The organism is Bradyrhizobium sp. LA2.1, assembly GCF_040547725.1.
Lineage (GTDB): Bacteria > Pseudomonadota > Alphaproteobacteria > Rhizobiales > Xanthobacteraceae > Bradyrhizobium > Bradyrhizobium barranii.
The window spans coordinates 61,125-87,113 of record NZ_JBEPQI010000011.1 but is presented as its reverse complement, the minus strand read 5'-3'; the positions used below and the strand labels follow the sequence as shown (position 1 = coordinate 87,113).

The 25,989-nt window shown below is 65.0% G+C and carries 24 protein-coding genes; 9 read left to right on the top strand and 15 right to left on the bottom strand.

Translation table 11 applies throughout. From position 1 onward, the window contains the following. Positions 1 to 188: 188 nt before the first annotated feature. Positions 189 to 1,574: a lytic murein transglycosylase gene (locus ABIB95_RS22290; protein ID WP_354242186.1), complete on the top strand. Its 1,386-nt coding sequence runs from the start codon at positions 189 to 191 to the stop codon at positions 1,572 to 1,574. 171 nt (positions 1,575 to 1,745) lie between these two features. Continuing rightward, the gene (locus ABIB95_RS22285) at positions 1,746 to 3,434 is read left to right on the top strand and encodes an SGNH/GDSL hydrolase family protein (protein ID WP_354242184.1); all 1,689 of its coding nucleotides are present in this window, start codon (positions 1,746 to 1,748) and stop codon (positions 3,432 to 3,434) included. A 188-nt stretch (positions 3,435 to 3,622) separates the two neighbouring features. Here ABIB95_RS22285 and ABIB95_RS22280 read toward each other — a convergent pair whose 3' ends face one another. Both ABIB95_RS22280 and ABIB95_RS22275 read right to left on the bottom strand, forming a co-directional pair. Continuing rightward, a complete protein-coding gene (locus ABIB95_RS22280) occupies positions 3,623 to 3,997 on the bottom strand; it encodes a CsbD family protein (protein WP_063981006.1) in 375 nt (124 codons plus the stop codon). 73 nt (positions 3,998 to 4,070) lie between these two features. Next, positions 4,071 to 4,808: an SDR family NAD(P)-dependent oxidoreductase gene (locus ABIB95_RS22275; RefSeq protein WP_085401898.1), complete on the bottom strand. Its 738-nt coding sequence runs from the start codon at positions 4,806 to 4,808 to the stop codon at positions 4,071 to 4,073. 99 nt (positions 4,809 to 4,907) lie between these two features. On the opposite strand from ABIB95_RS22275, the gene ABIB95_RS22270 reads away from it, so the two are divergent. Beyond that, complete coding sequence (locus tag ABIB95_RS22270) at positions 4,908 to 5,687, top strand: SDR family NAD(P)-dependent oxidoreductase (RefSeq protein ID WP_354242180.1); 780 nt, start codon at positions 4,908 to 4,910, stop codon at positions 5,685 to 5,687. Between the two features lie 113 nt (positions 5,688 to 5,800). Then, a complete protein-coding gene (locus ABIB95_RS22265) occupies positions 5,801 to 6,688 on the top strand; it encodes a TauD/TfdA dioxygenase family protein (RefSeq protein WP_063981004.1) in 888 nt (295 codons plus the stop codon). Between the two features lie 237 nt (positions 6,689 to 6,925). Here ABIB95_RS22265 and ABIB95_RS22260 read toward each other — a convergent pair whose 3' ends face one another. Further along, the gene (locus ABIB95_RS22260; RefSeq protein ID WP_063981003.1) at positions 6,926 to 7,570 is read right to left on the bottom strand and encodes a YqgE/AlgH family protein; all 645 of its coding nucleotides are present in this window, start codon (positions 7,568 to 7,570) and stop codon (positions 6,926 to 6,928) included. 142 nt (positions 7,571 to 7,712) lie between these two features. Between ABIB95_RS22260 and ABIB95_RS22255 the strand changes: the two genes are divergently transcribed. From ABIB95_RS22255 to ABIB95_RS22245, 3 genes are all read left to right on the top strand, one after another. Beyond that, positions 7,713 to 8,552 carry a protein-disulfide reductase DsbD domain-containing protein gene (locus ABIB95_RS22255; protein WP_354242177.1) on the top strand — a complete coding sequence of 280 codons (840 nt, stop codon included), beginning with the start codon at positions 7,713 to 7,715 and terminating at the stop codon, positions 8,550 to 8,552. Positions 8,553 to 8,877: 325 nt separating this feature from the next. Continuing rightward, positions 8,878 to 10,245, top strand: a complete 1,368-nt coding sequence (locus ABIB95_RS22250) for a flippase (protein WP_502917855.1) — start codon at positions 8,878 to 8,880, stop codon at positions 10,243 to 10,245. 189 nt (positions 10,246 to 10,434) lie between these two features. Beyond that, the gene (locus ABIB95_RS22245) at positions 10,435 to 11,259 is read left to right on the top strand and encodes a sulfite exporter TauE/SafE family protein (protein ID WP_354242171.1); all 825 of its coding nucleotides are present in this window, start codon (positions 10,435 to 10,437) and stop codon (positions 11,257 to 11,259) included. A 160-nt stretch (positions 11,260 to 11,419) separates the two neighbouring features. Here ABIB95_RS22245 and ABIB95_RS22240 read toward each other — a convergent pair whose 3' ends face one another. The 12 genes from ABIB95_RS22240 to cysG all read right to left on the bottom strand — a co-directional run bounded on the left by ABIB95_RS22240 (position 11,420) and on the right by cysG (position 22,650). After that, entirely contained in the window at positions 11,420 to 12,208 is a 789-nt protein-coding gene (locus tag ABIB95_RS22240) for a 3-hydroxybutyrate dehydrogenase (protein ID WP_254136388.1), read from the bottom strand. Position 12,209: 1 nt separating this feature from the next. Beyond that, entirely contained in the window at positions 12,210 to 13,385 is a 1,176-nt protein-coding gene (locus ABIB95_RS22235; protein WP_354242167.1) for a DUF3734 domain-containing protein, read from the bottom strand. A gap of 78 nt (positions 13,386 to 13,463) precedes the next feature. Then, a complete protein-coding gene (locus ABIB95_RS22230; RefSeq protein ID WP_063980998.1) occupies positions 13,464 to 13,967 on the bottom strand; it encodes a CAP domain-containing protein in 504 nt (167 codons plus the stop codon). Positions 13,968 to 14,063: 96 nt separating this feature from the next. Next, positions 14,064 to 15,098, bottom strand: coding sequence for a sulfate/molybdate ABC transporter ATP-binding protein (locus tag ABIB95_RS22225; RefSeq protein ID WP_063980997.1), 1,035 nt, complete (start codon positions 15,096 to 15,098; stop codon positions 14,064 to 14,066). After that, complete coding sequence (gene cysW / locus ABIB95_RS22220; protein WP_231143917.1) at positions 15,088 to 15,999, bottom strand: sulfate ABC transporter permease subunit CysW; 912 nt, start codon at positions 15,997 to 15,999, stop codon at positions 15,088 to 15,090. Before cysW ends, ABIB95_RS22225 begins: the two co-directional genes overlap by 11 nt. A 9-nt stretch (positions 16,000 to 16,008) precedes the next feature. Continuing rightward, the gene (gene cysT / locus ABIB95_RS22215; protein WP_080584160.1) at positions 16,009 to 16,845 is read right to left on the bottom strand and encodes a sulfate ABC transporter permease subunit CysT; all 837 of its coding nucleotides are present in this window, start codon (positions 16,843 to 16,845) and stop codon (positions 16,009 to 16,011) included. Positions 16,846 to 16,878: 33 nt separating this feature from the next. After that, a complete protein-coding gene (locus ABIB95_RS22210) occupies positions 16,879 to 17,880 on the bottom strand; it encodes a sulfate ABC transporter substrate-binding protein (protein ID WP_028148402.1) in 1,002 nt (333 codons plus the stop codon). 124 nt (positions 17,881 to 18,004) lie between these two features. Further along, positions 18,005 to 18,736, bottom strand: a complete 732-nt coding sequence (locus ABIB95_RS22205) for a phosphoadenylyl-sulfate reductase (protein WP_231143916.1) — start codon at positions 18,734 to 18,736, stop codon at positions 18,005 to 18,007. After that, positions 18,733 to 19,248 carry a DUF934 domain-containing protein gene (locus tag ABIB95_RS22200; RefSeq protein ID WP_063980994.1) on the bottom strand — a complete coding sequence of 172 codons (516 nt, stop codon included), beginning with the start codon at positions 19,246 to 19,248 and terminating at the stop codon, positions 18,733 to 18,735. The genes ABIB95_RS22205 and ABIB95_RS22200 overlap by 4 nt, the downstream gene beginning before the upstream one ends. Beyond that, on the bottom strand, positions 19,235 to 20,890 hold the full coding sequence (locus ABIB95_RS22195; RefSeq protein ID WP_063980993.1) for a nitrite/sulfite reductase: 1,656 nt from the start codon (positions 20,888 to 20,890) through the stop codon (positions 19,235 to 19,237). Before ABIB95_RS22195 ends, ABIB95_RS22200 begins: the two co-directional genes overlap by 14 nt. Positions 20,891 to 20,920: 30 nt before the next feature. Continuing rightward, positions 20,921 to 21,229, bottom strand: coding sequence for a DUF2849 domain-containing protein (locus tag ABIB95_RS22190; protein ID WP_071916679.1), 309 nt, complete (start codon positions 21,227 to 21,229; stop codon positions 20,921 to 20,923). Next, complete coding sequence (cysG, locus tag ABIB95_RS22185; RefSeq protein WP_354242162.1) at positions 21,226 to 22,650, bottom strand: siroheme synthase CysG; 1,425 nt, start codon at positions 22,648 to 22,650, stop codon at positions 21,226 to 21,228. Before cysG ends, ABIB95_RS22190 begins: the two co-directional genes overlap by 4 nt. A gap of 236 nt (positions 22,651 to 22,886) precedes the next feature. Here cysG and cysD point away from each other — a divergent pair, with 236 nt between their 5' ends. Both cysD and cysC read left to right on the top strand, forming a co-directional pair. Continuing rightward, on the top strand, positions 22,887 to 23,681 hold the full coding sequence (gene cysD, locus ABIB95_RS22180; protein ID WP_071916681.1) for a sulfate adenylyltransferase subunit CysD: 795 nt from the start codon (positions 22,887 to 22,889) through the stop codon (positions 23,679 to 23,681). 20 nt (positions 23,682 to 23,701) lie between these two features. After that, a complete protein-coding gene (gene cysC, locus ABIB95_RS22175) occupies positions 23,702 to 25,618 on the top strand; it encodes an adenylyl-sulfate kinase (RefSeq protein ID WP_231143913.1) in 1,917 nt (638 codons plus the stop codon). The last annotated feature ends 371 nt before the right edge of the window (positions 25,619 to 25,989 follow it).

Below are 25,989 nucleotides of genomic sequence, written 5' to 3'. Positions count from 1 at the left end.
ATACCTGAGGACGTGAAGGGAGCAATGGTATCTTGCTAGCTTGTTTGCAGCCGCTAACAAAGGCGGATGTGGGGCCTCGCGCTCACAGAGTTGAGAAAAAGGCCGACACCAAAATTTCACCTTTGTTAAGCTATTGGCAACCGGTACCGGGCCTCCTGAAGGCGGATTTTCGGCCGGACAGGTAGGGTATGATGCAATCAGTGGCAGCGCTGGCGAAACGTGCTGGATTTGTGACCGGCGCAATGATGCTTGCGGCCGCTGTGCTGCTGCCTGTCAGCGCGCGCGCCCAGGCGCAGAACGGCTTGTCGAACCTGTTCGGCGGTATTTTCTCCGGCCCCAATCCGGCGCCTGCGCAAGCCCCGCCCGGCCCCGGCGGCGCCTTGCCATGGACCGGCGAGGACGGCGCCTCCGGCCACCCGCTGATGACGGCCGCAGCGATCCGCGAGGCCGCCTCCAACTTCAACAATTGCGTCGCGGGGATGTGGCCCGATGCCGCACGGCGCAACATCACGCAGGAGAATTTCCAGCGCTTCACGGCCGGGCTGTCGCCCGATCTGCGCATCATGGACCTGATGGATTCGCAGCCGGAGTTCACCAAGTCGATCTGGGACTATCTCGACATCCTCGTGAACGACAACCGCCTCGCCAAGGGCCGCGAGGTCCTCGCCAAATACAAGGCGCAGTTCGACGCCACCGAAAAGGCTACCGGCGTCGACCGCTACATCATCGCCTCGATCTGGGGCATCGAGTCCAATTACTCGACGCAGATGGGCGACCGCAGCGTGCTGCAATCGACCGCGACGCTCGCCTGCATCGGCCGCCGCCAGGCCTATTTCAGGGACGAGTTTCTCTCCGCACTGGAGATCCTCAACCGCGGCGATCTCAGGCCTGAGCAGATGCGCGGCTCCTGGGCCGGCGCCTTCGGCCCGACCCAGTTCATGCCGACTGCGTTCAAGCGCTTTGCCGTGGATGGCGATGGCGACGGACGGCGCGACGTCGTCGACAATCCCACCGATCTGATCGCCTCGACCGCCAACAATCTGAAGAAGGACGGCTGGCAGGCCGGCCAGACCTGGGGCTACGAAGTCGTGGTGCCGCAGGGCTTCAACTATATGCTGGCCGATCGCGCCAAGGCGATGACGATGGCGCAGTGGGAGAAGCTCGGGCTCAAGCGCCCGGCCAACCAGCCCTTCCCGCATCCGGCCGAGAAAGCCTATCTGCTGGCGCCCGCCGGGGCGCAGGGCCCGGGCTTCTTGATGCTGCAGAATTACCGCGTCATCATGAAGTACAACCCGGCCGAGGCTTATGCGCTGGCGATCGGCCATTTCGCCGACCGCCTGCGCGGCGGCCAGCCCTTCGTGCAGCCCTGGCCGCGGCAGGAGCGCGAGCTGTCCCGCACTGAACGGCTGGAACTCCAGCAGCTGCTGGCCCAGCGCGGCTTCTACAAGGGCACCCCGGACGGCCAGTTCGGCGGCCAGACCCGGGAGGCGCTGCGCAATTTCCAGGCCTCGATCGGGGTCCCCGCCGACGGATTTGCCTCCTCCGACGCGCTGGAACGGCTGCGCGGGCGGTAAAACCGGCCCGAAAGTAACCCTGAACAGCGATTTTGCCCGATCGCCTTGACCGGGACGGCTGCTCCCCGGTGTATGACAGAAGAATCCGCAAAGAGAATCTGCCCGTTTGGCGCCTGATTCCGCTATTATATTGAGCCTGTCCCAATCCCCATTGCGCGTGCCTGAGATCGCATGTCGAAGAAGTCCCTGTTCAAGGCGCTGACCGAAACCGGCCCGCTGATCGCGCTGGGGACGGCGCTTGCGATTCTGGTCTCCGTCGCGGGACCCGCCTCGGCGCAGTTCTTCAACTTCCCCGGCTTCGGCGGCCCGCCGCAGCGGCAGGCCCCGCCACCGCGAAACGGTGGAGGCGGCGGCTGGTTCGGCGGCGACTTCTTCGCGCCATTCCAGCAGCCGCAGCAGCAGCAGGCGCCGCGCCAGGATTTTTCGCGCGCGCCGGCACCAGCCAAGCGCGACACCACGCCCGACAAGAACGTGCTGGTGATCGGCGACGCCATGGCCGACTGGCTCGCCTACGGCCTCGAAGACGCCTACACCGAGCAGCCCGACATGGGCGTGATCCGCAAGCACAAGACCACGTCCGGCCTGATCAAGTACCAGCCGAAGGGTGAGCCCGCGGACTGGGCGGCGGCAGCGAAGGGGATTCTCGAGACCGAGAAGCCTGATGTGATCGTCGTCATGCTCGGCCTCAACGACCGCATCTCGATCCGCGAGGCCGCACCCGACAAATCCGACAAGGCGACGGACAAGAAGAACGACAAGGGCGCGCGCGCCAAGCCACCGGCCAAGCCGGGCGATGCTAAACCCGACACCGCCGCCAAGCCGGACGACAAGCCCGCCGACACCGACCTGCCGCAGGACGATGCCGACAACGCCGACACGCCGGCGGTCGCAACACCGGAGAAGACCGCGCGCAACCCGAACGGCCTCTACGATTTCCGCGACGAGCGCTGGGTCGAGCTCTACGGCAAGAAGATCGAGGAGCTGGCCAACGTCCTCAAGTCCAAGGGCGTGCCGGTGCTCTGGGTCGGCCTGCCCGCAATCCGCGGCCCCAAGGGCACGGCGGACATGCTGTTCCTGGATTCGCTCTATCGCGAAGGCGCGGCCAAGGCTGGCATCACCTATGTCGATGTCTGGGACGGCTTTGTCGACGAAGCCGGCCGCTTCCTCCAGAAGGGCCCGGACTTCGAGGGCCAGATCCGCCAGCTTCGCAGCTATGACGGCGTCTATTTCACGAAACCCGGCGCACGCAAGCTCGCCCACTATGTCGAGCGCGAGATCACGCGCCTGCTCGCCGGACGCTCCGGCCCGATTGCGCTGCCGAGCGAGCCTGCGACCCCCGACACCAGCGCCGAGCCCGGCAAGCCCGCGCCGCGGCCGCTGGCGGGACCGATCGTGCCGCTGGTTGCGGCCTCGATCTCGGCCGATCAATTGCTGGGCGGACCGGGTTCGCGTCCCGCTGCCGTCGATGCGCTCGCCGCGAAGACGATGGTGAAGGGTGAGCCGCTGGCCGCGCCCGCCGGCCGTGCCGATGATTATGCCTGGCCGCGCCGCGAAGTCGGCCGCGAGCAGGCCAAGGGCGATACGCCGATGGCGGCGACGACGCCGGATGGTGGTGCTGCTGCTCCCGGTACGCCAAGCGCTGCCGCTGCGATCGCACCGCCAAGACTCGCGCCGAAGAAGCCGCCGGTGCAGCTGCAGCCGCAGCAGCCGGCCCAGGCAACGCCGGCATTCCGCGATTTCTTCGGCTTCGGCTCTCCGCAACCACCGCCGCGTCAATTCGCGCCGGCGCCGCGTAATCCCAATCCCGCGATCCCGCGCCCGCCTGGTAACGTCGGGCGATCGGCGGAGATGTTCCGGTAGTTTTTCTGAATTGAGATCTCGTGTCCCGGACGCGCTGCAGCGTGTAACGCTGCCGCGCAGAGCCGGGACCCAGCACTGCGACATTCACAAAAGAATGGGCCCCGGCTCCGCAAAGCGGCGTTGCCGGACGATGCTACGCATCGCCTAGGCCGCATTGCGTCCGGGGCACGAGAGACGGGGGCTTTGGCTCAGCCGTAATAGCGCCAGCGCGGCGGCGGGCGACGGGCGGGACGCGACATCAGGAGCGCGAGTGCGAAGCCGATCCCGCCGGCGATCAGCAGCGCACCGAGCGGATTGTCCTGCACCTTCTTGGCAATCGCCTGCGAACCGTCGCGCAAGGTCTCGGCCGGCTTGTCGTAGGCATCCTTGGCGTAGCCGGCCGCAGTCTCGCCGGCGTCGCGCACGGCGTCCTTGGCCTGGCCGTAGAGATTCTGCACGGTGCCGGCGGCTTCCCGCGCCTTGCCTGACGCCTGTGTCTGCGCATCGCCAGCGAGATCACCGACGGCGCCTTCTGCGCGCCCAGCGAATTCCTTGGCCGATCCGACGATCCGATCCTTGTCCATGTTGCTCCTCCTCAGGGGTCAACCCAAGTAACCGATCAGGAGCAGCGCAGTTCCAATCGCCTCGCGCAATCGCCTAAAGAATAAGCCCCCCATCGACGACCAATGTCTGTCCGATGATGTAGGACGACAGCGGCGAGGCGAGGAACAGCGCCGCGCCCGCCATGTCAGCCGGCGTGCCCAATCGCCGCAGCGGAATGCGTGACAGCGCGCCTTCGAGCCGCTTGGGATTGTCGGTGGTCACCTTCGTCATCTTGGTGTCGACGAGGCCGGGCGCGATACCGTTGACGCGGATGCCATCCTCGGCCCAGGCCTCGCCCAGCGTCCGCGTCAATCCGACTGCGCCGGTCTTCGAGGCGTTGTAGGCGGGATTGCCCATGGTGGAATGATAGGCTGCGGTCGAGGACACCATGATCAGCGCGCCCTTGCTATCGCGCAGCATGGAGTGAAAGCGCGTCGCGCAGGCCATCAGGCTCATCAGATTGACCTCGACGACCTTGCGGAAGCCGGCCATCTCGAACTCGCCGCGGCGATAGAGCACCGCGCCCTGCGCGAGCACGAGCACATCGAGACGGTCGAAGGACGGCTTGAACGCTTCCACCGCGCCGGCGTTGCCGACGTCGAGCTGCGCATAGGAAAGACCCGTGAGATCGGAGCCTTCTTGCGCCGAATATTCCGCGGGATGAGCACGCGTGCCGCAGACTGCAACTTGCGCGCCCCTGGTGCGAAAGGCTTGCGCGATGCCGTTGCCGATACCGCTGGAACCGCCGACCACCAGCACCTGCTTGCCTGAGAAATCGAGCTCGTTCGCCATCGCGGCCTCCCCTTTTGTTTTGCTTGTTTGACCTGTCTGCGGATCGATGCCAGCCTTGTCCCATCTCATAACAAGAAACAAGAGACGCGAGGAAACGGCATGTCCGAATTCAAGGAGCTCAGCCGGTCGGTGAAGGGCCTGACCGTTCTCGTCACGGGTGCGGCGAGCGGCATGGGGCGCGCGACCGCGCGCGTGTTCGCCGCAGAAGGCGCGAACGTCGCCGTTACCGACTTTGACGAGCAGGGCGCGCTGTCCGTTGCCAAGGAGATTGCCGCGAACGCCGGATCCGCGAAGGCGTGGAAGCTCGATGTCGCCGATGGCGGCGAGATCAAGCGCGTGGTTGGCGATGTCGCGGCGCATTTCGGCGGGCTCGACATCGTCGTCAACAATGCCGGCATCTCCGTGCGCGTCGCGATCGACGACGAGACTTACGAAGACGCCTGGGCCAAGGGCATCGCCGTGATGCTGACGGCGCATCCGCGCATCATCCGCGCCGCGCTGCCGCACCTGCGCAAGTCGAAGAGCCCGCGCATCGTCAACATCGCCTCGACCGAGGCGCTCGGCGCCACCGCATTGCACAGCCCCTATTCGGCGGCGAAGGGCGGCGTGGCGAGCCTCACGCGCTCGCTCGCCGTCGAGCTCGGCCGCGAAGGCATCACCGTCAACTGCATCTGCCCGGGCCCGATCCGCACCGCCATCACCGACCGGATCTCCGAAGAGCACAAGACCATCTACGCCAAGCGTCGCACTGCACTCGGCCGTTACGGCGACCCCGAGGAGGTCGCGCATATGACGCTGAGCCTGTGCCTGCCGGCTGCGTCTTTCCTCACCGGCGCGGTGATCCCTGTCGACGGCGGCCTGATGGCGCGCAACGCGTGAGAGCCATGACGCTTAAGAGATATGCACGCCGAGCGTTGACAAGTCCGGTCGCGGGAGTAGCTTTTTCACCGGCAGAGCGGGACCAACCGCTCGCGGTTCGCGGGAGAAACACCATGACGATCGCCATCCGGCAGCTTCAGAAACATTTTGCCGGCGAGGTTTCCGGCCTCGATCTGCGAAAGCCTCTCACCGAGGCCGAGGCGCGCGAGGTCGAGGCAGCCATGGACAAATATGCGGTGCTGGTCTTCCACGACCAGGACATCACCGACGAGCAGCAGATGGCCTTCGCGCTGAATTTCGGCCAGCGCGAGGACGCGCGCGGCGGCACCGTGACCAAGGAAAAGGACTACCGGCTGCAATCGGGCCTCAACGACGTCTCCAATCTCGGCAAGGATGGCAAGCCGCTGGCGAAGGACAGCCGCGCGCATCTGTTCAATCTCGGCAACTGCCTGTGGCATTCCGACAGTTCGTTTCGCCCGATCCCCGCAAAATTCTCGCTGCTGTCGGCGCGGGTGGTGAACCCGAAGGGCGGCAATACCGAGTTCGCCGACATGCGCGCCGCCTATGACGCGCTCGACGACGACACCAAGGCGGAGATCGAGGATCTCGTCTGCGAGCACTCGCTGATGTATTCGCGCGGATCGCTCGGCTTCACCGAGTACACCGACGACGAAAAGCAGATGTTCAAGCCGGTGCTGCAACGCCTGGTGCGCACCCATCCGGTGCATCGCCGCAAGTCGCTGTACCTCTCATCGCATGCCGGCAAGATCGTCAGCATGAGCGTCCCCGAGGGCCGGCTGCTGCTGCGCGATCTGAACGAGCATGCGACGCAAGGCGAGTTCGTCTACGTCCACAAATGGAAGCTGCATGATCTCGTGATGTGGGACAACCGCCAGACCATGCATCGCGTCCGCCGCTACGACCAGTCCCAGCCCCGCGACATGCGCCGCGCGACGGTGGCGGGGACAGAGCCGACGGTACAGCAGCAGGCGGCGGAGTAGGCGGCATTGGAGTAGCCACAAATTCCGCCGTCGTCCCGGACAAGCGTAGCAAAGCGAAGCGCAGATCCGGGCCCCATAACCACAGGGCGTGGTTTGGCGAAGACTAGTGGTGACCAGCCCGCTTCAACAACGACTTCCTGGGGTTATGGGTCCCGGATCTGCGCTCCATTCTGGACAACGCTACGCGTTGCCAGAAGCTCCGCTTGTCCGGGACGACAGCGGAGGTTGGCGCAACAGCTACGCGTGTCCCGCATCGTTCGAGAGCATGCCGGGATCGATGCCGATCTTGCGCAGCGCGCGTCCGTACTTCTCGTCGACATCGTCGCCGAAGATCAAATCCGAATCCGCATCGCAATGCAGCCAACCATTGCTCTGGATTTCGGTCTCGAGCTGGCCCGGCGCCCAGCCGGCATAACCAAGCGCGAGGATGGCGTGCTTCGGGCCGGAGCCGTTGGCGATCGCCCGCAGGATGTCGACGGTCGCGGTGAGGCAGACGCCGTCGTCGATCCGGAGCGTCGCGTTCTCGATGTAGAAATCGCTGGAATGCAGCACGAAGCCGCGGCCGGTATCGACCGGCCCGCCACGCAGCACCTTCATGCTTTCGGCGTTCTCCGGCAGCTTGATGTGCTCGCCCTTCTTGATGATGCCGAGCTGCTGCAACAGCTCGGGGAAGTCGATGCTGCCGGCGGGATGATTGACGATGATGCCCATCGCGCCCTCGGCGGAATGCGCACAGAGATAGATCACCGAGCGCTCGAAGCGCTCATCGCCCATCACGGGCATCGCGATCAGGAGCTGGCCGTCGAGATAGCCGGCCGAGCTGGGAAGCGCGGGGGCCGCGCTGCGGGTGCTTTCGCCCGTCCTTTTGCCTGTGGGAGCCATCGGTGAAGCACTCCGGTTTCGATTCCTATCCTGATGTCGGGCCGGGCTGCTGTCAAATCAAGGCTTGCATAGACTTGATTCAGGTGCATCCATCACAAGCAATTCAATGGTTTGCCCAGGGGCGACCCTGTAAAGACGTGCCATGCTGACAAGAGTTCCCCTGCATGCGGCGTTTGGCGTCGCAACAACCCTGCTTGCGTCGTCGGTGACGCTCGCAGCCCGCGCCGACGACGCTTCGCCCTGGCAGCGCGACGGCCATTCCGCAGTGCGATTGCTGGCGGGATCGCGCAGCGGCGCCGTCTTGCTCGGCGGTATCGCCTTCCAGCTCCAGCAGGGATGGAAGACCTACTGGCGCATTCCCGGCGATTCCGGCGTTCCGCCGCGGTTCGATTTCTCCAAATCGGACAATGTCGAAGCGGTGACGGTGATGTGGCCGGCGCCGCTGAAATTCGATGACGGCGCGGGCGGGCATTCGATCGGCTATCACGGCCAGATCGTGCTACCTCTGCGCATCGTGCCCAAGGCACCCGACAAGCCGGTGACGCTGCGCGCCGAGATCAACTACGCCGTGTGCGAGAAGCTCTGCGTTCCCGTCGAGGCCAATGTCGAGCTAGGCTTCAACAACGTCGCCTCGACCGAGGACGCCAATCTGCGTGCCGCGCTCGACACCGTGCCGAAGCCTGCCACGATCGGTGATCCCAATCCGCTGACCATCCGCGACGTCAAACGTGACGGTCCCAAGAATGTCGTGGTCGACGTGGTCGTGCCTGATAGCCGCGGCGTCAATTTGTTCGTGGAAGGGCCGACGCCAGATTGGGCGTTACCGATTCCGGCGCCGGTCGAGCATGGCCCGCCCGGTGTGCAGCGATTTTCCTTCGAGCTCGATGGACTGCCGCCGGGCGCCAAGCCCGACGGAGCGGCGCTGAAGTTCACGCTCGTCGCGCCTGAGAAGTCGTACGAGTTCAATACGAATTTGGAATGAGCCGGAGCTGAGTTGCGCTGCCAGCGCCCCACATTCCGCTGTCGTCCCGGGGCGCGCGCAGCGCGAGCCCGGGACCCATAGCCATAGGGAGTGGTTTGGCGAAGACTCGGAGCTACCAGCCAGCGCAACAATTTCTCCCTGGGGTTATGGGTCCCCGCCCCCCGTGCGCAATTGCGCACTAGGCGGGGACGACGCCGGTGGCTGGAGCGGCAGCATGCCTCACCCAACCCAATCTTAACGAATGGTTGCTAATCCCCAAGGGCTACCGCATCAGGCCTGCCGCAGCATGCGGGACGCCTGATACGGACGCCCTGGGGATCTCGAATTGGCCGTGATGGATGCAGAACCCGCAACGACCGGACCTGCCGGCCTCATCGCGCGGCTGCGCGCGAAGCTGACGGGCGGGTCGAACGAAGCGTCGCTGACGCGGCGGTTGGCCGGCACCATCTTCATCATCCGGGTGATCAGCGCGGGCCTCGCCTATTTCTCGCAAGTTCTGCTCGCGCGCTGGATGGGGACGTCTGACTACGGCATCTATGTCTACGTCTGGACCTGGGTGCTGCTGCTCGGCAGCATGATGGACTTCGGCATCTCGGCCTCCGCGCAAAAGATCATTCCCGAGTATCGCACCAGCGGCGAGCATGCGCTGCTGCGCGGCTTTCTCTCCGGCAGCCGCTGGCTGACCTTTGCAGCGTCCACGCTGGTGTCGCTGGGGCTCGCCGGAATCGTCACGCTGCTCTCGCCCTGGATCGATCCGGCCGAGGTGCTGCCGCTCTATATCGGCTGCATGACGCTGCCCGCCTTCGTCGTCGCCAACACCCAGGACGGCATCGCGCGCTCGCATGACTGGATGCAGCTCGGTCTGATGCCGCAATTCATCATCCGCCAGGCGCTGATCATCGGCATCACGGCCGCTGCCTTCCTGCTCGGCTATCATCTCGGCGCGGTCGCCGCGATGGTCGCGAGCGCCGGCGCGGTGTGGATCGCGATGACCGGGCAGATGGTGGTGCTGAACGGCAAGCTCGCCGATCACATCGAGCCGGGCCCCAAGACCTACGACATCGGCGGCTGGCTCGCCGTCTCGCTGCCGATCCTGCTGGTCGAGAGCTTCTACCTGCTGCTGTCCTATACCGACGTGCTGGTGCTTCAGCAGTTCCGCCCATCGGACGAGGTCGGTGTCTATTTCGCGGTGGTGAAGACGCTCGCTCTGGTCTCGTTCATCCACTACGCGATGTCGGCGACGACAGCGCATCGCTTCGCCGAGTACAACGCGCTCGGCGACAAGGCGCGCCTGTCGGCCTATGTCGCGCATGCCATCAACTGGACGTTCTGGCCGTCGCTGGCCGCGACCATCGTGCTGCTTGCGCTTGGCAAGCCGCTGCTCTGGCTGTTCGGCCCGCAATTCACGGTCGGCTACGACATCATGTTCGTCGCCGCGATCGGCCTCGTGGTGCGCGCCGCGATTGGACCGGTCGAGCGCCTGCTCAACATGCTCGGCCAGCAGAAGATCTGTGCGCTGGCCTACGCGCTGGCCTTCGTGATGAACCTCGTGCTCTGCGTCGCGCTGGTGCCGCGCTTCGGCGGTCACGGCGCCGCGGCCGCGACCTCGATCTCGCTGACATTCGAGACGGTGCTGCTGTTCTGGATCGTGCGCCAGCGGCTCGGCCTGCACGTGCTGGCGTTTGGCAAATAGGCGCTGCCACCCGGTTGCCGGCCTGGAGAATGGCTGTTTCGCGCCTTGCGCGGCGGCGACTGAAACCCCCTCCCCGTCTACCGTCTGTAGCAAGATTTTTCTTATTCAACCGAAGTGATTGCGCTTCAGGGAAATTTTATTCTACGTCGTATTGCTCAACCGACGAGATAAACCTAAGATTCCCCAGACATGATTGATCCGCTCTATGTCGCCTCCGGATTTGGCGTCGGCCTGCTTGTCGGGATGACCGGCGTGGGTGGCGGCTCGCTGATGACGCCGCTGCTGATCCTGCTGTTCGGCATCCACCCCTCCACCGCCGTCGGCACCGACCTGCTCTATGCCGCCGCCACCAAGACCGGCGGCAGCGTGGTGCATGGCTGGTCGCGGAGCGTGCACTGGCCCGCCGTGCTGCGGCTCGCCTGCGGCAGCATCCCGGCGAGCGCGCTGACGCTGCTCGTGCTGTGGAAGCTCGACCTCAGGAGCGATTCCGAGCGCAGCCTGGTCAATCTGGTGCTGTGCTTTGCACTGCTGCTGACCGCGACCTCGCTGATCTTCCGCAAGGCCCTCATGGAGCGCTATCGGAAGCGCCTTGAGCAGGTCAATGCGCGCACCACCGCGATCGCGACCGTCGTCACCGGCATCGTGCTCGGCGTGCTGGTGTCGATCTCATCCGTCGGTGCCGGCGCGGTCGGCGTCACCGTGCTGCTGCTGCTCTATCCGCGCCTGCCGATGGCGACCATCGTCGGCTCGGACATCGCGCATGCGGTGCCGCTGACGCTGGTCGCGGGCATCGGACATTGGGCGCTTGGCGATGTGGATTGGGCCCTGATGGGCGTGCTGCTGCTGGGCTCGCTGCCCGGCATCATCGTCGGCAGCCTCAGTGCGACGCGCGTCCCCGAGACGGTGCTGCGCCTGACGCTTGCCTGCGTGCTGTTCGTAGTCGCCAGCAAGATCATGTTCGCGGAGCTGAACCTGTCCTCCGCGATCGTGACGGCGCTGGCCTGGACGCATTGAACGGAAAACGCTGCCGCCCCACTCTCGCTGTCATCGCCCGGCTTGAACACTTGACCGGGCGATCCAGTACTCCGAGACGGCTGTGATTAGCCGAGAAGCCGCGGCGTACTGGATGCCCCGCTTTCGCGGGGCATGACCGAGCGTTATAGGTTGAAGCGAACTACTCCGCCGTCCAGCCGCCGTCGATCGAGAGGTTGGTGCCGGTGATCTGCGCGGCATCGTCGCCGCACAGGAACAGGGCGAGGGCTGCGACCTGCTCGGAGGTGACGAACTCCTTGGTCGGCTGCGCATCGAGCAGCACGTCGTTGATGACCTGCTCGCGCGTGAGGCCCCGCGCCTTCATCGTGTCGGGGATCTGCTTCTCCACCAGCGGCGTCCAGACATAGCCGGGGCTGATGCAGTTGCAGGTGATCTTGTGGGTCGCGACCTCGAGCGCCACGGTCTTGGTCAGGCCGGCGATGCCGTGCTTGGCCGACACATAGGCGGACTTGAAGGGCGAGGCGACCAGCGAGTGCGCCGACGCCGTGTTGATGATACGGCCCCAGCCCTTCTTCTTCATGCCGGGCACCGCCGCGCGGATGGCATGGAAAGCCGAGGACAGGTTGATCGCGATGATCTGGTCCCACTTCTCGACCGGGAACTCCTCGATCGGCGAGACGAACTGGATGCCGGCATTGTTGACGAGGATGTCCACCGAGCCGAACGACTTCTCGCCGAGCGCGATCATCCCGGCGATCTCGGCGGGCTTGGTCATGTCGGCCGGCGAATACACCGCCTTCACGCCGAAGTCGGACTCGATCTTGGCGCGCTCCTTCTCGATGTCCTCCGGCGAGCCGAAGCCGTTGATGACGACATTGGCGCCGGCGGCGGCGAAGGCGCGCGCATAGGCGAGCCCGATGCCGCTGGTCGAACCGGTCACGACGGCGTTCTTGCCTGACAGACTACCCATGTTATTCGCTCCTTTTTGGCGGGGGCGCGGTGACGTCCCCCGTGAGATCGTAGGTCACCATGGACTCGCCGGACTGCGGCCGCTCGAGCCAGTCCTTGTGGCGCATCGACAGATGCACGTCGCGCACGCCGGCTTCCCAGTGCTCGACCATGGCGACATGCGAGAAGTCGTAATCCTTCGACGAAGATTCGTAGTTCTTGCTGCGGTAGATCAGGTGCACCACGGTGACGGTGCTTTCACGCGATACCTTCGCGAGGAATTCCACGGAAGGATCATTCTTCAGATAATCGGGCAATTTGGAAATCAGATCGCGCACGGCCCGGCGGGCGTTGTGGATCTGCTTGTTCTTGTCGGTGTTCATCCGCGTGCGGCTGGAGAAGCGAATGTCCTTCTCGCGCTCGGTCGCCTCGAGCAGCGAATTCGGCAGATCGCCGCGGGCGCTGAACAGATCGACCTGGAAGATCAGCATGTCGCGAGCGACTTCGGCATCGAGCACGTAGTCGAGCGGCGTGTTGGAGGCGATGCCGCCGTCCCAATAGTGCTCGCCTTCGATCACGACGGACGGAAATCCCGGCGGCAGCGCGCCGGAGGCCATGATGTGCTCGGGGCCGATGGTCTTGCCGAGCTTCTTGAACTCGTAATTGTCGAAATATTTGAAGTTGCCCGAGGTGACGCCGACGGCGCCGACCGACAGGCGCGTCTTCAGATCGTTGATGCGATCGAAATCGACCAGGCGCTCCAGCGTCTTCTTCAGCGGCGCGGTGTCGTAGTAACTTTCGGCCTGCCTGCTGCCGGGCGGCCAGAGCGGCGCGGGCGGAATGCGCGGCGTGAAGAAACCGGGCACGCCGAAGGTCGCGATCAATGCGGCACTGGTCGAATTGAACAGCTCGCGGCTGTGATCGCTCTTGCCGATCGGCTTCCACGGCACCGGCGCCGACACCATCTCCCAGAATTCCTTGAGCCGCTTGACGCGGGTCTGTCCCTCATTGCCGGCGATGATGGCGGCGTTGACCGCGCCGATCGAGATGCCGGCGACCCATTCCGGCTCGAAGTCGAAATGGCACAGCGCCTGGTAGGCGCCGGCCTGATAGGAGCCGAGCGCCCCACCGCCCTGGAGGACCAGGACGCGCTGCGCCTTCGCGGGGACTGTTGCGACTTCCGGGCTATGATCTGTCATCTGGGAACAATAGCAAAAGGCGAGCCACCGTGGCGACAGTCCGCCGCGGCGTCAATGCATCCCGGGATCAAGTCTGGCTTATCGGGGGTCGGTCGAGGCCAGGATCATGGTCCAGAACACCTTGTATTTGGTGCCGGGAGCATAGCCCGCCGCGATGCCCAGTTTTGTGACACCGCTCTTGAGCATGTTGGCGCGGTGCGGAGGCGAGTCGCGCCAGCCGGAAAACGCTTCCGCCAGCGTATGATAGCCCGCCGAGACGTTCTCGACCGCCACCGTCGCCGGATAGCCGCCCGCGCTGAGGCGCTTGGCCAGCGGCGCGCGGACGTCATGGTCCATCTTGTTGGCCGCCGCCATGGCCTGGGACTGGGATTCGGCGAGCCGCATCAGATCGGGGTCGATCACGACGGTGCCGAGGGCGTTGTTCTGGCGGTATTGCGAGATCATGATCGCTGCCGCCTGCGCATCGAGCTTGGTGCCCGGGACCGACATGTCGGCATACATCGACGGCTGCTGGACCGGTGCTTCGTTGCCGGCGCAGCCGGCGAGAAGCAAAGTGATGAGTATTGCGGCCGCAGCGCGCATGTTCAGGGGCCCCCAAATGAGGGGCCGTTGTTGCATACCAACCGTGGCTGAAAGGTGAATATTGAGGAAGATTTGAGCTTTCGGCCGAGGCGCCTACTAGCCCGCAAATATCCGGTAGCGGCGCGGTTCGAGGCCGATCGTGTCGCCGGCGCGCAGTTCCCTGTCGCGGGGGGCGTCGATCTCGATGGTCTCGCCGCCGGATAGCGCCACCTCGGCCCGCTGCACGGGGCCGAAATTCCGGACGTGCTGCACAGCGCCCTCGAAGGCACCGCTTCCGGGCGGGCCGACCAGCATATCATGTCGCCGCACGAACAGTTTTGACGCGCCAGACACCAAGCCGTCTGCTGCAAGATTGAGTGGGCGGTCGCCGAGCCTGATGACGCCGCCTTCGACCTGGACCGGCAGCTCGATGGATTCGCCGATGAAGCCGTGGACGAAGGCGGTCGCCGGGCTTTCATAGACGTCGTCGGGCGAGCCGATCTGCTCGATCCTACCCTTGTCCATCACCACGACGCGGTTGGCGACTTCGAGCGCCTCCTCCTGGTCGTGGGTGACGAAGATCGAGGTGACGTTGATCTCCTGGTGCAGCGAGCGCAGCCATCGGCGCAGCTCCTTGCGCACCTTGGCATCGAGCGCGCCGAAGGGCTCGTCGAGCAGGAGGATGCGCGGCTCGATCGCGAGCGCGCGGGCGAGTGCGATGCGCTGGCGCTGGCCGCCGGAGAGCTGGCTCGGATAGCGGTCGGCGAGCCAGTCGAGCTGCACGAGATCGAGCAGCTCCTTGACGCGCGCACGAATGGTGGACTCGTCCTTACGGCTGGCGCGCGGCTGCACGCGCAGGCCGAAGGCGACGTTCTCGAACACCGTCATGTGGCGGAACAGCGCGTAGTGCTGGAACACGAAGCCGACGTTCCGTTCGCGCGCGCCCCGCGCCAGCGCATCCTCGCCATTGAAGGAAACCTCGCCGGAATCGGGCCAGTCGAGGCCGGCGATGATGCGCAGCAGCGTGGTCTTGCCGGAGCCGGACGGACCGAGCAGCGCCAGCAGCTCGCCATTGTCGACCTTGAGATCGACGCCGTCGAGGGCTTTGAAGCTGCCGAACTGCTTGACGAGATTCCTGACTTCAATGGTCACTTGCGTCGTGTCCTTCGTCGAGGTGACGTTCGAGAACGGTCTTGGCGATCAACGTGATCAGGGCCAGCATCGCCAGCAGCGAGGCGATCGCAAACGCAGCGACGAACTGGTACTCGTTGTAGAGAATCTCGACCAGCAGCGGCATGGTGTTGGTCTCGCCGCGGATGTGTCCGGATACCACCGACACGGCGCCGAATTCGCCCATCGCGCGCGCGTTGCAGAGCAGGACGCCGTAGAGCACGCCCCATTTGATGTTGGGCAGGGTGACGCGGAAGAAGGTTTGCAGGCCGGAGGCGCCGAGCGAGATCGCGGCCTCCTCCTCCTGCGTGCCCTGCTCCTGCATCAGGGGGATCAGCGCGCGCGCCACGAACGGGAAGGTCACGAAGGTGGTGGCGAGCGCGATGCCGGGCACCGCGAACAGGATCTGGATATCGTGATCCCTAAGCCAGCTGCCAAAATAGCCCTGTGCGCCGAACAGCAGCACGAAGACGAGGCCCGAGATCACCGGGCTCACCGAGAACGGCAGATCGATCAGCGTGATCAGGAAGGTCTTGCCGCTAAACTCGAACTTGGCGATGGCCCATGCCGCGACGAGGCCGAATACGAGATTGAGGCCGACCGAGATCGCCGCGACCAGCAGCGTCAGCTTGATCGCAGCCAGCGCCTCCGGCTCGGCGAGCGCGGACAGATAAGCGAGAACGCCTCTCGAAAAGGCCTGCGCGAACACCAGAACCAGCGGCAGCACGACGAAGACGCTGAGGAAGATCACCGCCAGCGCAATGATGGCGATACGTATTGCGGGCGGCTCGGTGCGGAGGCTGTCGCGTGCCGCAGCGGCGTGCGCACGTGCGCGCGCATCGGTCGAAGGCAGCGAGACGGAATCTGCGATCTGCATCGTCATGATCTGCCCTCAGCGCGCCGGAATCCGGCTCTGCGCCCAGCGCTGGAGCCGGTTGACGGCGAAGATGATGACGAAGGAGACGACGAGCATGACCACGGCGATGGCGGTCGCGTCGGCATAGCGGAATTCGGACAGCCGGATCACGATCAGGAGCGGCGCGATCTCGGAGACATTAGGCAGATTGCCGGCGATGAAGATCACCGAGCCGTATTCGCCGACCGCGCGGGCGAAGGCGAGCGCGAGGCCGGTGAGCAGCGCCGGTCCGAGCGAGGGCAGGATCACGCGGATGATGGTCTGCCAGCGGCTGGCGCCGAGGCTGCCGGCGGCCTCCTCGATCTCGGGGTCGAGGTCCTGGAGCACCGGCTGCACGGTGCGCACCACGAAGGGGATGCCGATGAAGATCATGGCGACGAAGATGCCGATCGGCGTGAACGCCACCTTGATGCCGAGCGCTGCGAGCGGCGCACCCAGCCAGCCCTTCTCGGCAAACAGCGCCGTCAGCGCCACGCCGGCGACCGCCGTCGGCAGCGCGAACGGCACGTCGACGATGGCGTCGAACAGCCGGCGCCCGGGGAAGCGGTAACGCACCAGCGCCCAGACGATGATGCTGCCCATGACGAGATTGACGCAGGCCGCCGCAAAGGCGAGGCCGAAGGAAACGCGCAAGGCGTTGAGGGTGCGGCGGCTGGACAGGATGTTCCAGAATTGCTCGGGGCTCAGCTCCAGCGATTTCAGGAACAGCCCGGCGAGCGGAATCAGAATGATGATGGAGAGCCAGGAAAGCGTCAGTCCCATCGTGAGACCGAAGCCCGGCAATGTCCGTCGTCGTGCTGCAACTGCGCTCACCAGGCCCCCTGCTACTCCTAAGACGGCGCCCGATCAGTTCTTGTAGATCTGATCAAAGACGCCGCCGTCGGCAAAATGTTCCTTCTGCGCCTTGGTCCAGCCGCCGAAAACGTCGTCGATCGTGAACAGTTCGACCTTGGCGAAGGAGTTTTCGTACTTCTTGGCAATCTCGGCGTCGCGCGGACGGTAGAAATTGCGCGCGGCGATTTCTTGACCTTCCTTGGTATACCAATACTGGAGGTAGGCATCGGCCGCGTTGCGGGTGCCTTTTTTATCGGCAACCTTGTCGACGATCGCGACCGGCGGCTCGGCGAGGATCGATTGCGGCGGCGCCACGATCTCGAACTTCTGCGCACCAAACTCCTTCAGGGCGAGATAGGCCTCGTTCTCCCAGGCCAGCAGCACGTCGCCGACGCCGCGCTCGACGAAGGTCACGGTGGCGCCGCGCGCACCGGTGTCGAGCACCGGCACCTGCTGGTAGAGCTTTCCGATGAAGTCCTTGGCCTTGTCGGCCGAGCCGTATTTCTTTTGGGCAAAGCCCCAGGCGGCGAGATAATTCCAGCGCGCCCCGCCGGAGGTCTTCGGGTTCGGCGTGATCACCGAGACACCGGTCTTGAGCAGATCGTCCCAGTCCTTGATGCCCTTCGGATTGCCCTTGCGCACCAGAAACACGATGGTCGAGGTATAGGGCGATGAATTCTGCGGCAGACGCTTCTGCCAGTCGGTCGCGGTGAGGCCCTTGTTCGCGACGGCGTCGATGTCATAGGCGAGCGCGAGCGTCACCACATCGGCCTGCAATCCGTCGATCACGGCACGCGCCTGCGAGCCGCTGCCGCCATGCGACTGCTTGATCTCGACGCTCTTGCCGGTTTCCTTCTGATAGGCATTCGCGAACGCCTTGTTGAACTCGGCATAGAGCTCACGCGTCGGATCGTACGACACGTTCAAGAGATTGATGTCAGCGGCGAGAGCCGAGCTTGCCAACAATCCAGTCAAGAGCAGCCCTGCCGCGAGCGGAACGATACGGCGCATCATGTCCATCTCCATTCACCTCGACGACGTCATCGTCATCGATGGCACGCGGGCATAACTCGGGGCGAAACGCTCTCAAGTCAACGGAACCGGATTTTCTTGTTCGTAGCAGGACAGCTCGACTGTGCTACGAAGTCTTCATCGTGTGGATGCCGCATTCTGTCTTGGCTCGGCCGCGCCAGCGACCGGCGCGTGCATCCTCGCCCTCGGCCGTTCTGCTGGTGCAAGGCATACACCCAACCGACAGGAAACCGGACTCCACCAGCGGATGACGCGGCAATTTGGCGCGGACGAAAATGGCTTCGAGTTCCTCGCGCGAGACATTGGCGAAGGGGTTGAACTTCAACCGCGCGCCATCATCCTCGACCACCGGAATGTCGGTGCGCGCATTGCCCTGAAAGCGCTTGCGGCCATTGAGCCACGCATCGAACGGCTTCAGCGCACGCGCCAGCGGCTCGACCTTGCGGATGCGGCAGCAGGCGTCGGGATCGGAGAACCAGAGGTCGCGGTCGGGATCTTCACGCGACAGCGTCTCCTCGGCGGGCCTGATCGAGCGGACGTCCTTCAAGCCGAGTTCCGCGATCAGCGTGTCGCGATAGGCCAGCGTCTCCTCGAACAGCCAGCCGGTGTCGAGGAAGATCACGGGGATTGCCGGATCGACGTCGGCCATGACCTTCAGCAGCGTCGCCGATTCCGTGCCGAAGGACGACACCAGCGCAAGCTTCTCGCGCCCGACCGCCTTCAACGCCGCGGCGATGACCTCCGCGGGCGAAGCATCGCGCAGCGCGCGATCGAGCTCCTCCGCCGAGGGCAGCGCAGACGCGGACACCGAAGCGACCTGGGGCGCGATTGCGTTCACGTGCCGACACCTTCGGAGTGACGCAGCTGCATTCGCCGGTGCAGCGCGGTGATGCGGCCGTCGCCGGTCGGCTGATAGAACACCGAATAGCGCTTCGCGGTCTGCATGAAGGCTTCCGCGTCGGCCTGCTTCTTGACCTCGAAGGAATCGAAGCCGGCACGCAGCATGAACACGAACTGATCGCGCAGCACCTGGCCGGTGGCACGCAAATCGCCGCGATAATTATAGCGCTCGCGCAGCAGGCGCGCCTGGCTGTAGGCGCGGCCATCGCGGAAGCTCGGGAACACCAATGCGACGACGGCGATCTTGCCGAGATAGGGCACGAGCTCGGCGATATCGCGATTGTTCGGCCAGATCACGCCGACCTTGCCGCCGCGCTTGAGCAGCGCGTCCGCATCGCTGAGGAAGCGCTCGGCCGGCACCAGGATGTCGCCGCCCTCGGGCAGCGGCGTGTCGACGGCAAGCTTGACGAAGCTGTCGTCGGCGATTTTTCCACCGTTAACGAGTGGCATAGACGCGCTCCTTGAAGGGTTCGACGCCAAGGCGCTTCACCGTGTCGACGAACAGCTCCTCCGGCCGCTCGCGCAGCGCCAGATAGGCTTCCACGATGTCCTCGACGACGTCAGCGACCTCGTCAAACTTGACGCCGGGGCCGATCAGATTGCCAAGCGCGGCGCTCTCGTCGGCACGGCCGCCGATGGTGATCTGGTAGACCTCCTCGCCGTTCTTCTCGACACCGAGAATGCCGATATGGCCAACATGATGATGGCCGCAGGCATTGATGCAGCCGGAGATGTTGATATGCAGCCGCCCGATCAGATTGGCGAGCTCATGGTTGGCAAAGCGCCGCGTCAGCTCCTGCGCGATCGGGATCGAGCGCGCATTGGCCAACGAGCAATAGTCGAGCCCCGGGCAGGCGATGATGTCGGTGATCAGGTTGACGTTCGGCGTCGCCAGCCCAAGCTTGTCGAGCGCCTTCCACAGCGCCGGCAGGTCGCGCTTGGCAACATGCGGCAGCGCCAAATTCTGCTCATGACCGACGCGGATCTCGCCGAAGGAATATTTGTCGGCGAGATCGGCCAGCGCATCCATCTGCTCGGCCGTGGCATCGCCCGGAGGCGCGCCGATCGGCTTCAGCGAGATCGTGACGATGGAGTAACCCGGGTTCTTGTGCGCGGCGACCGAGTTCTTGCGCCACGCCTCGAAATCGGGATCGGCCGCGGCCTGGCGCAGCTCGTCCGGCATGTGCGGCAGCTTCTCATAAGCCGGATAGATGAAGCGCGAGCGGATGTCCTCGATCACCTCGTCGTCGATCTGAAGCGAGGAGTTGCGGATATGCTGCCACTCCTCCTCGACCTCGCGGGAGAACTTTTCGATGCCGAGCTCGTGCACCAGGATCTTGATGCGCGCCTTGTAGATATTGTCGCGGCGTCCGTACTGGTTGTAGACGCGCAGGATCGCCTCGATATAGCTCAGGAGATCGCGGCCGTGGACGAAGTGCTTGATGGTCTTGCCGATGAACGGCGTGCGGCCGAGACCGCCGCCGACCAGCACCTCGAAGCCGGTTTCGCCCTTCTCGTTCTTGATCAGCCGCAGGCCGATGTCGTGGACCTTGATCGCAGCGCGGTCGTGATCCGACGCGGTGATCGCGATCTTGAACTTGCGCGGCAGGAACGAGAATTCCGGATGCAGCGTAGTGTGCTGGCGGATCAGCTCCGACCAGATGCGGGGATCCTCGATCTCGCCCGGCGCGACGCCGGCCCACTGATCCGAGGTGACGTTGCGCATGTTGTTGCCGGAGGTCTGCATCGCGTGGATGCCGACCTCGGCAAGATCGGCCAGCGCATCCGGCAGGTCCGAAAGCTTGATCCAGTTGAACTGGATGTTCTGGCGCGTGGTGAAATGGCCGTAGCCACGGTCATATTTGCGCGCGACATGGGCAAGCTGCCGCAACTGGTTCGACGCCAGCGTTCCGTAGGGAATCGCGACGCGGAACATGTAGGCGTGCAGTTGCAGATAGACGCCGTTCTGCAAGCGCAGCATCTTGAATTCGTCCTCGGTCAACTCGCCCGAGAGACGGCGTTGCACCTGGTCGCGGAATTCCGAGACGCGCTCGTTGACCAGCGTGCGATCGATTTCGTCGTAAGCGTACATGATTAAAGTGCCTTACAGCCCGACCTGCGATTAAACCGGCAAGTCGATGGTCACGCCATCGCGGCGGATCTGCTCGCGCAGATTTCCGGGCACGATCTTGCCGTCCTCGCCGATCTGGACCGGAGCGATATAGGGACCAATCGCGCCGACGTCATCGGCCACGGCCTCGGCGAGCAACGCTTTCGCCTCATCGGAGTTTCGCACGATCGCGGCGTCTGCGAGGTCAGCCGACCAGCCCTTGGCAGCGGTGCGGTAGACGACGACGCCATCCCAGGTACGGTTAGCGGTCACGACGGAGGAATCGCTGATTTTAAGTTTCTTTTGCAAGGGAGAGGTCATTCGGCAGCATCCAGGAGGTCAGAGATGATTTGTTTGGGTGTTTCGCGGCGAAGTGAACCGGCATGCCGGACCACGTCGCCGATGATGAGGATGGCGGGACCGCCATGGGTCCGCCGCACGAGCTCGGGCAGGTCGCGCAGCGTGCCGATCGCGCCTTGTGCGTCCGGCCGCGTGACGCGGGAGAACACGCCGACCGGCGTCTCCGGCGAACGGCCGGCCGCGAACAGGCCTTCGCGGATTGCGGGGGCAGCGGTCATGCCCATGTAGACCACGACGGTCATCTTGGTGTCGGTCAGCGTCGACCAGTCCACATTCTCGGCATCGCGCGCCTTGTGCGCGGTGAGAAAGGTGATGCGGGTCGCCTCATGACGATAGGTGAGCGGCACCTCGAAATCGGCGGCGCCGCCAAGCCCAGCGGTGATGCCGGGAATGATCGAATAGGCGACGCCGGCCGCGCGCAGCGCTTCGACCTCTTCGCCGCCGCGGCCGAACACGAAGGGGTCGCCGCCCTTCAGCCGCACCACGCGCCGGCCGGATTGCGCGGCCTCGATCATGCGCTTGTTGATGGCGTCCTGGCCGATGCCGGGCTTGCCGACGCGGCGACCGACCGGAACGCGGGTCGTATCGCGGCGGATGCGGTCGAGAATTTCGCCCGAGACCAGTTCGTCATGGAAGACGATGTCGGCATCCTGGAGCGCGCGCAGCGCCTTGATGGTGAGAAGGTCGGGGTCGCCGGGCCCGGCGCCGACCAGCGCGACCGAGCCTTCCGGCTTGTCGGCACGCGCGAACGCGGACGGATCGGAGATCGCCTTGATCGCGGCGTCGGCCTCGCCCTTGCGGCCCGCGAGCACGGATGCGCCGATCGAACCGTCGATGACGCGCTCCCAGAAGCGGCGGCGCAGCGGAAACTCGGCGATGCGTTCGTTGATCGATTTGCGGAAGCCGCCGATGAACTCGGCGAGCTCGCCGATGCGGGCCGGCAGCAGCGCCTCGATCTTCTCGCGCACGCGCCGCGCCACCACGGGCGAGGTGCCGCCGGTGCCGACCGCGACCACCACGTCGCCGCGATCGACGATCGCCGGAAAGATGAAGCTGGAATGTTCGAGATCGTCCATGACGTTGACGGGCAGGCCGAGCGCCTTGGCGCGCGCCGACATGGCCACGCCGACATCGCCCGCGCCGGCGCAAACGATGGCAATGACGCCCGAGAGATCGGCGGTGAGCGGATCGCCCGTGGCGATTTCAACCCGCGCAGCGTCTTCGGAACTGAGGCTCAGGTCCTGATTGCCGTCGATCGCATGCACGCGGATGCGCGCACCGGCAGCAGCGAGCACGCGCAGCTTGGCGCGCAAAAGCTCACCCGCGCCGATGAGGACCACCGGACCGGCCTTGAGATCGAGGAACACCGGCAAGAACCGCATGCGATACTCGCTTCCCCCACATCCGGGGTTGACTGGAATTATTTTCTATATATGTGTCGTTTCGAGCGCGCAAAGAGAAAATTTTTTCTTCTCTTCTGCACCGCAACTATAGAAAATTCGCCTCCAAACGCAAAGTGGCAGAGATGCATCTTCTCAGGACCGATTCCGGTGCAGATGGACGGGACTTCCGGGCTCCCGTTTCCGAGCAAATTCCCGTCGGGCTGACCGCCCCCAGCATGGACCATTTGGACCAGCTCGAGGCGCAGAGCATCTACATTTTTCGCGAGGCCTTTGGCCGCCTGAAGAAGATCGCCCTGCTGTGGTCGCTCGGCAAGGACTCCAACGTCATGATCTGGCTGGCGCGCAAGGCGTTCTTCGGCCGGCTGCCGTTCCCCGCCCTCCACGTCGATACCGGCAAGAAGTTTCCGGAGATGTATCGCTTCCGCGATCACTACGGGAAAGAGTGGGAGCTCGACCTGCGCGTCGAACCCTGCCCGCCGATCGATGCCGTCGACCCAACGCTGCCGCCGGCGGCCCGTTCCGCTGCGCGCAAGACCGAAGGTCTGAAGATGGCGCTCGCCAAATTCGGCTTTGACGGCCTGATCGCCGGCATCCGCCGCGACGAAGAGGCGACGCGCGCCAAGGAGCGCGTGTTCTCGCCGCGCGGGCTCGAAGGCAATTGGGACGTGCGCGACCAGCCGCCGGAGTTCTGGGATCATTTCAATGCGTCGCCGCCGCAAGGCGCGCATTTGCGCATCCATCCGATCCTGCATTGGACCGAGGCCGACATCTGGGCCTACACCAAGCGCGAGAACATTCCGATCATCCCGCTGTATCTCGCCAAGGACGGCAAGCGCTATCGCTCGCTGGGCGATCAGGACATCACCAATCCGGTCGCGTCGACCGCGTCGACCATCGACGAGATCCTGGCCGAGCTCGAGCAGACCAAGGTGCCGGAACGCGCCGGCCGTGCGCTCGACCACGAGACCGAGGACGCTTTCGAGCGTCTGCGCGTCGCCGGCTATCTCTGATTCAAGGACGCAACGCGGCTATGAACATGATCGTCACCCCCGCTTCGCCCGCAACTCCGAACGGCACCACGCGTCCGCAGGTCCGCATCGTCATCGTCGGCCATGTCGATCACGGCAAATCGACGCTGGTCGGGCGCCTGCTGCACGAGACCGGCAGCCTGCCCGACGGCAAGCTCGAGATGCTGAAAGCCGTCAGCGCGCGGCGCGGCATGCCGTTCGAATGGTCGTTCCTGCTCGACGCGCTCCAGACCGAGCGCGACCAAGGCATCACCATCGACACCACGCAGATCCGCTTCCGCACCAATTCGCGCGACATCGTGCTGATCGACGCGCCGGGCCATGCCGAATTCCTGCGCAACATGATCACCGGCGCCTCGCAGGCCGACGGCGCGGTGCTGATCATCGACGCGCTCGAAGGCGTGCGTGACCAGACCCGGCGGCACGGCTATCTCCTGCACCTGCTCGGCGTGAAGCAGGTCGCGATCGTCGTCAACAAGATGGACCGCGTCGATTTCAGCGCCGAGCGATTCAAAGAAATCAGCGACGAGATTTCGGCGCATTTGCAGGGCCTCGGCGTGACGCCGACGGCCGTGATCCCGATCTCGGCCCGCGACGGCGATGGCGTCGCGGAGCGCACCGACCGCATCGGCTGGTACAAGGGTCCGACCGTGGTCGAGGCGCTGGACCAGCTCGAGCCGGCGCGTCCGCTGGAAGCCCTCGCCCTGCGCCTGCCGGTGCAGGCGATCTACAAGTTCGACGACCGCCGCATCGTGGCGGGCCGCATCGAATCCGGCAGCCTCATTGCCGGCGACGAGATCGTGATCATGCCGGCCGGCAAGATCGCCAGGATCAAGACGGTCGAAAGCTGGCCGGTAACGCCGGTCGCGGGACGGCAGGGCGCGGGGCGCTCGGTCGGCATCACGCTCGACCGCGAATTGTTCATCGAGCGCGGCGACATCGTCGCGCATGTCGGCTCCGCGCCGCGCGAGACGCGCCGTTTGCGCGCGCGCATCTTCTGGCTGCACGACAAGCCGCTCGCCAAGGGCGACCAGCTCCTGGTCCGCTGTGGCCCGAAAGAAAGCCGCGCCACCGTCGTCGCCATCGAGAAGGCGGTCGATCCCGGCGAGCTGTCGAGCGTCGAGAACAAGGCGATCGGCCGCAACCATGTCGGCGAGATCGACATTTCTCTTTCGAGCCCGATTGCCGCCGATCCCTACACCGAGAATCCGCGCACCGGCCGTCTCGTGATCGAAGTCTCGGGGCGCATCGCCGGCGGTGGTCTCGTGCTGTCGGTCGATGCCGGCCAGCGCGCCGTGCCGGTCGACATCGTGCCGGTGGAATCGGCGCTGCGGCCCGACGAACGCTCCGCGCGCTACCGCCACAACGGCGCCGTGGTCTGGCTCACCGGCCTGCCGGCGTCCGGCAAGTCGACGCTGGCGAAGGCGCTGGAACGTCGGCTGTTCACCAATGGCGGCTCGCCGATCCTGCTCGACGGCGACACGTTGCGCGCCGGGCTCAACAACGATCTCGGCTTCTCCGCCGCCGACCGCAGCGAGAACATCCGCCGCCTCGCCGAGGTCGCGACCCATCTCGCCCGCAACGGCCACATCGCGATCGTCGCCGCCGTCTCGCCGGCCCGCGAGGACCGCGCGACCGCGCGCCGCATCGCCGACACCGCGTTCCGCGAGATCCATGTCGCGACGCCGGCAGAGGTCTGCGAGGATCGCGATCCCAAGGGCCATTACAAGAAGGCCCGCGCCGGCGCGCTCGCGTCGTTCACCGGCATCGGCAACGACTACGAGCGACCCGAGGCTGCCGAGCTCGTGATCGACACGTCGGCCCGCACGGTTGCGGACGCCGCGGACGAGATCGAACGGATGCTGAAGACCACGGGCGTGCTGTTCGACGAGCTCGTGGACCTCGCCGCGAATATTTGAGGCAGGCACTTTCGTTGCTGCACTCGTTGCCACCGCAGAGGCAGTGCGTTCCCTCCCCCCTTGCGGGGGAGGGCTAGGGAGAGGGGTCCGCACGGGGACTCTCTCCACCACTAAGAGCATTCCGCTCCGTCGAATTCAGGCACACCTATTCCTGGGCTACCCCTCTCCCCCGCCCTCCCCCGCAAGGGGGGAGGGAGCGCATCTGTGCGCTTGGCGCTAAGCCGGGCTGAAGCGTTTGTAAAACGAGCCAGACCCACACCTCGCCTTGACATTTTGACAACTTTTGGAGGCCTTCTCACGGCCCCGATTTTGGGGCTAATAGGCCCTGAAAGCCGCCCCTTATGGGCGCATTTTGCTGCTGTCGGGTCAAA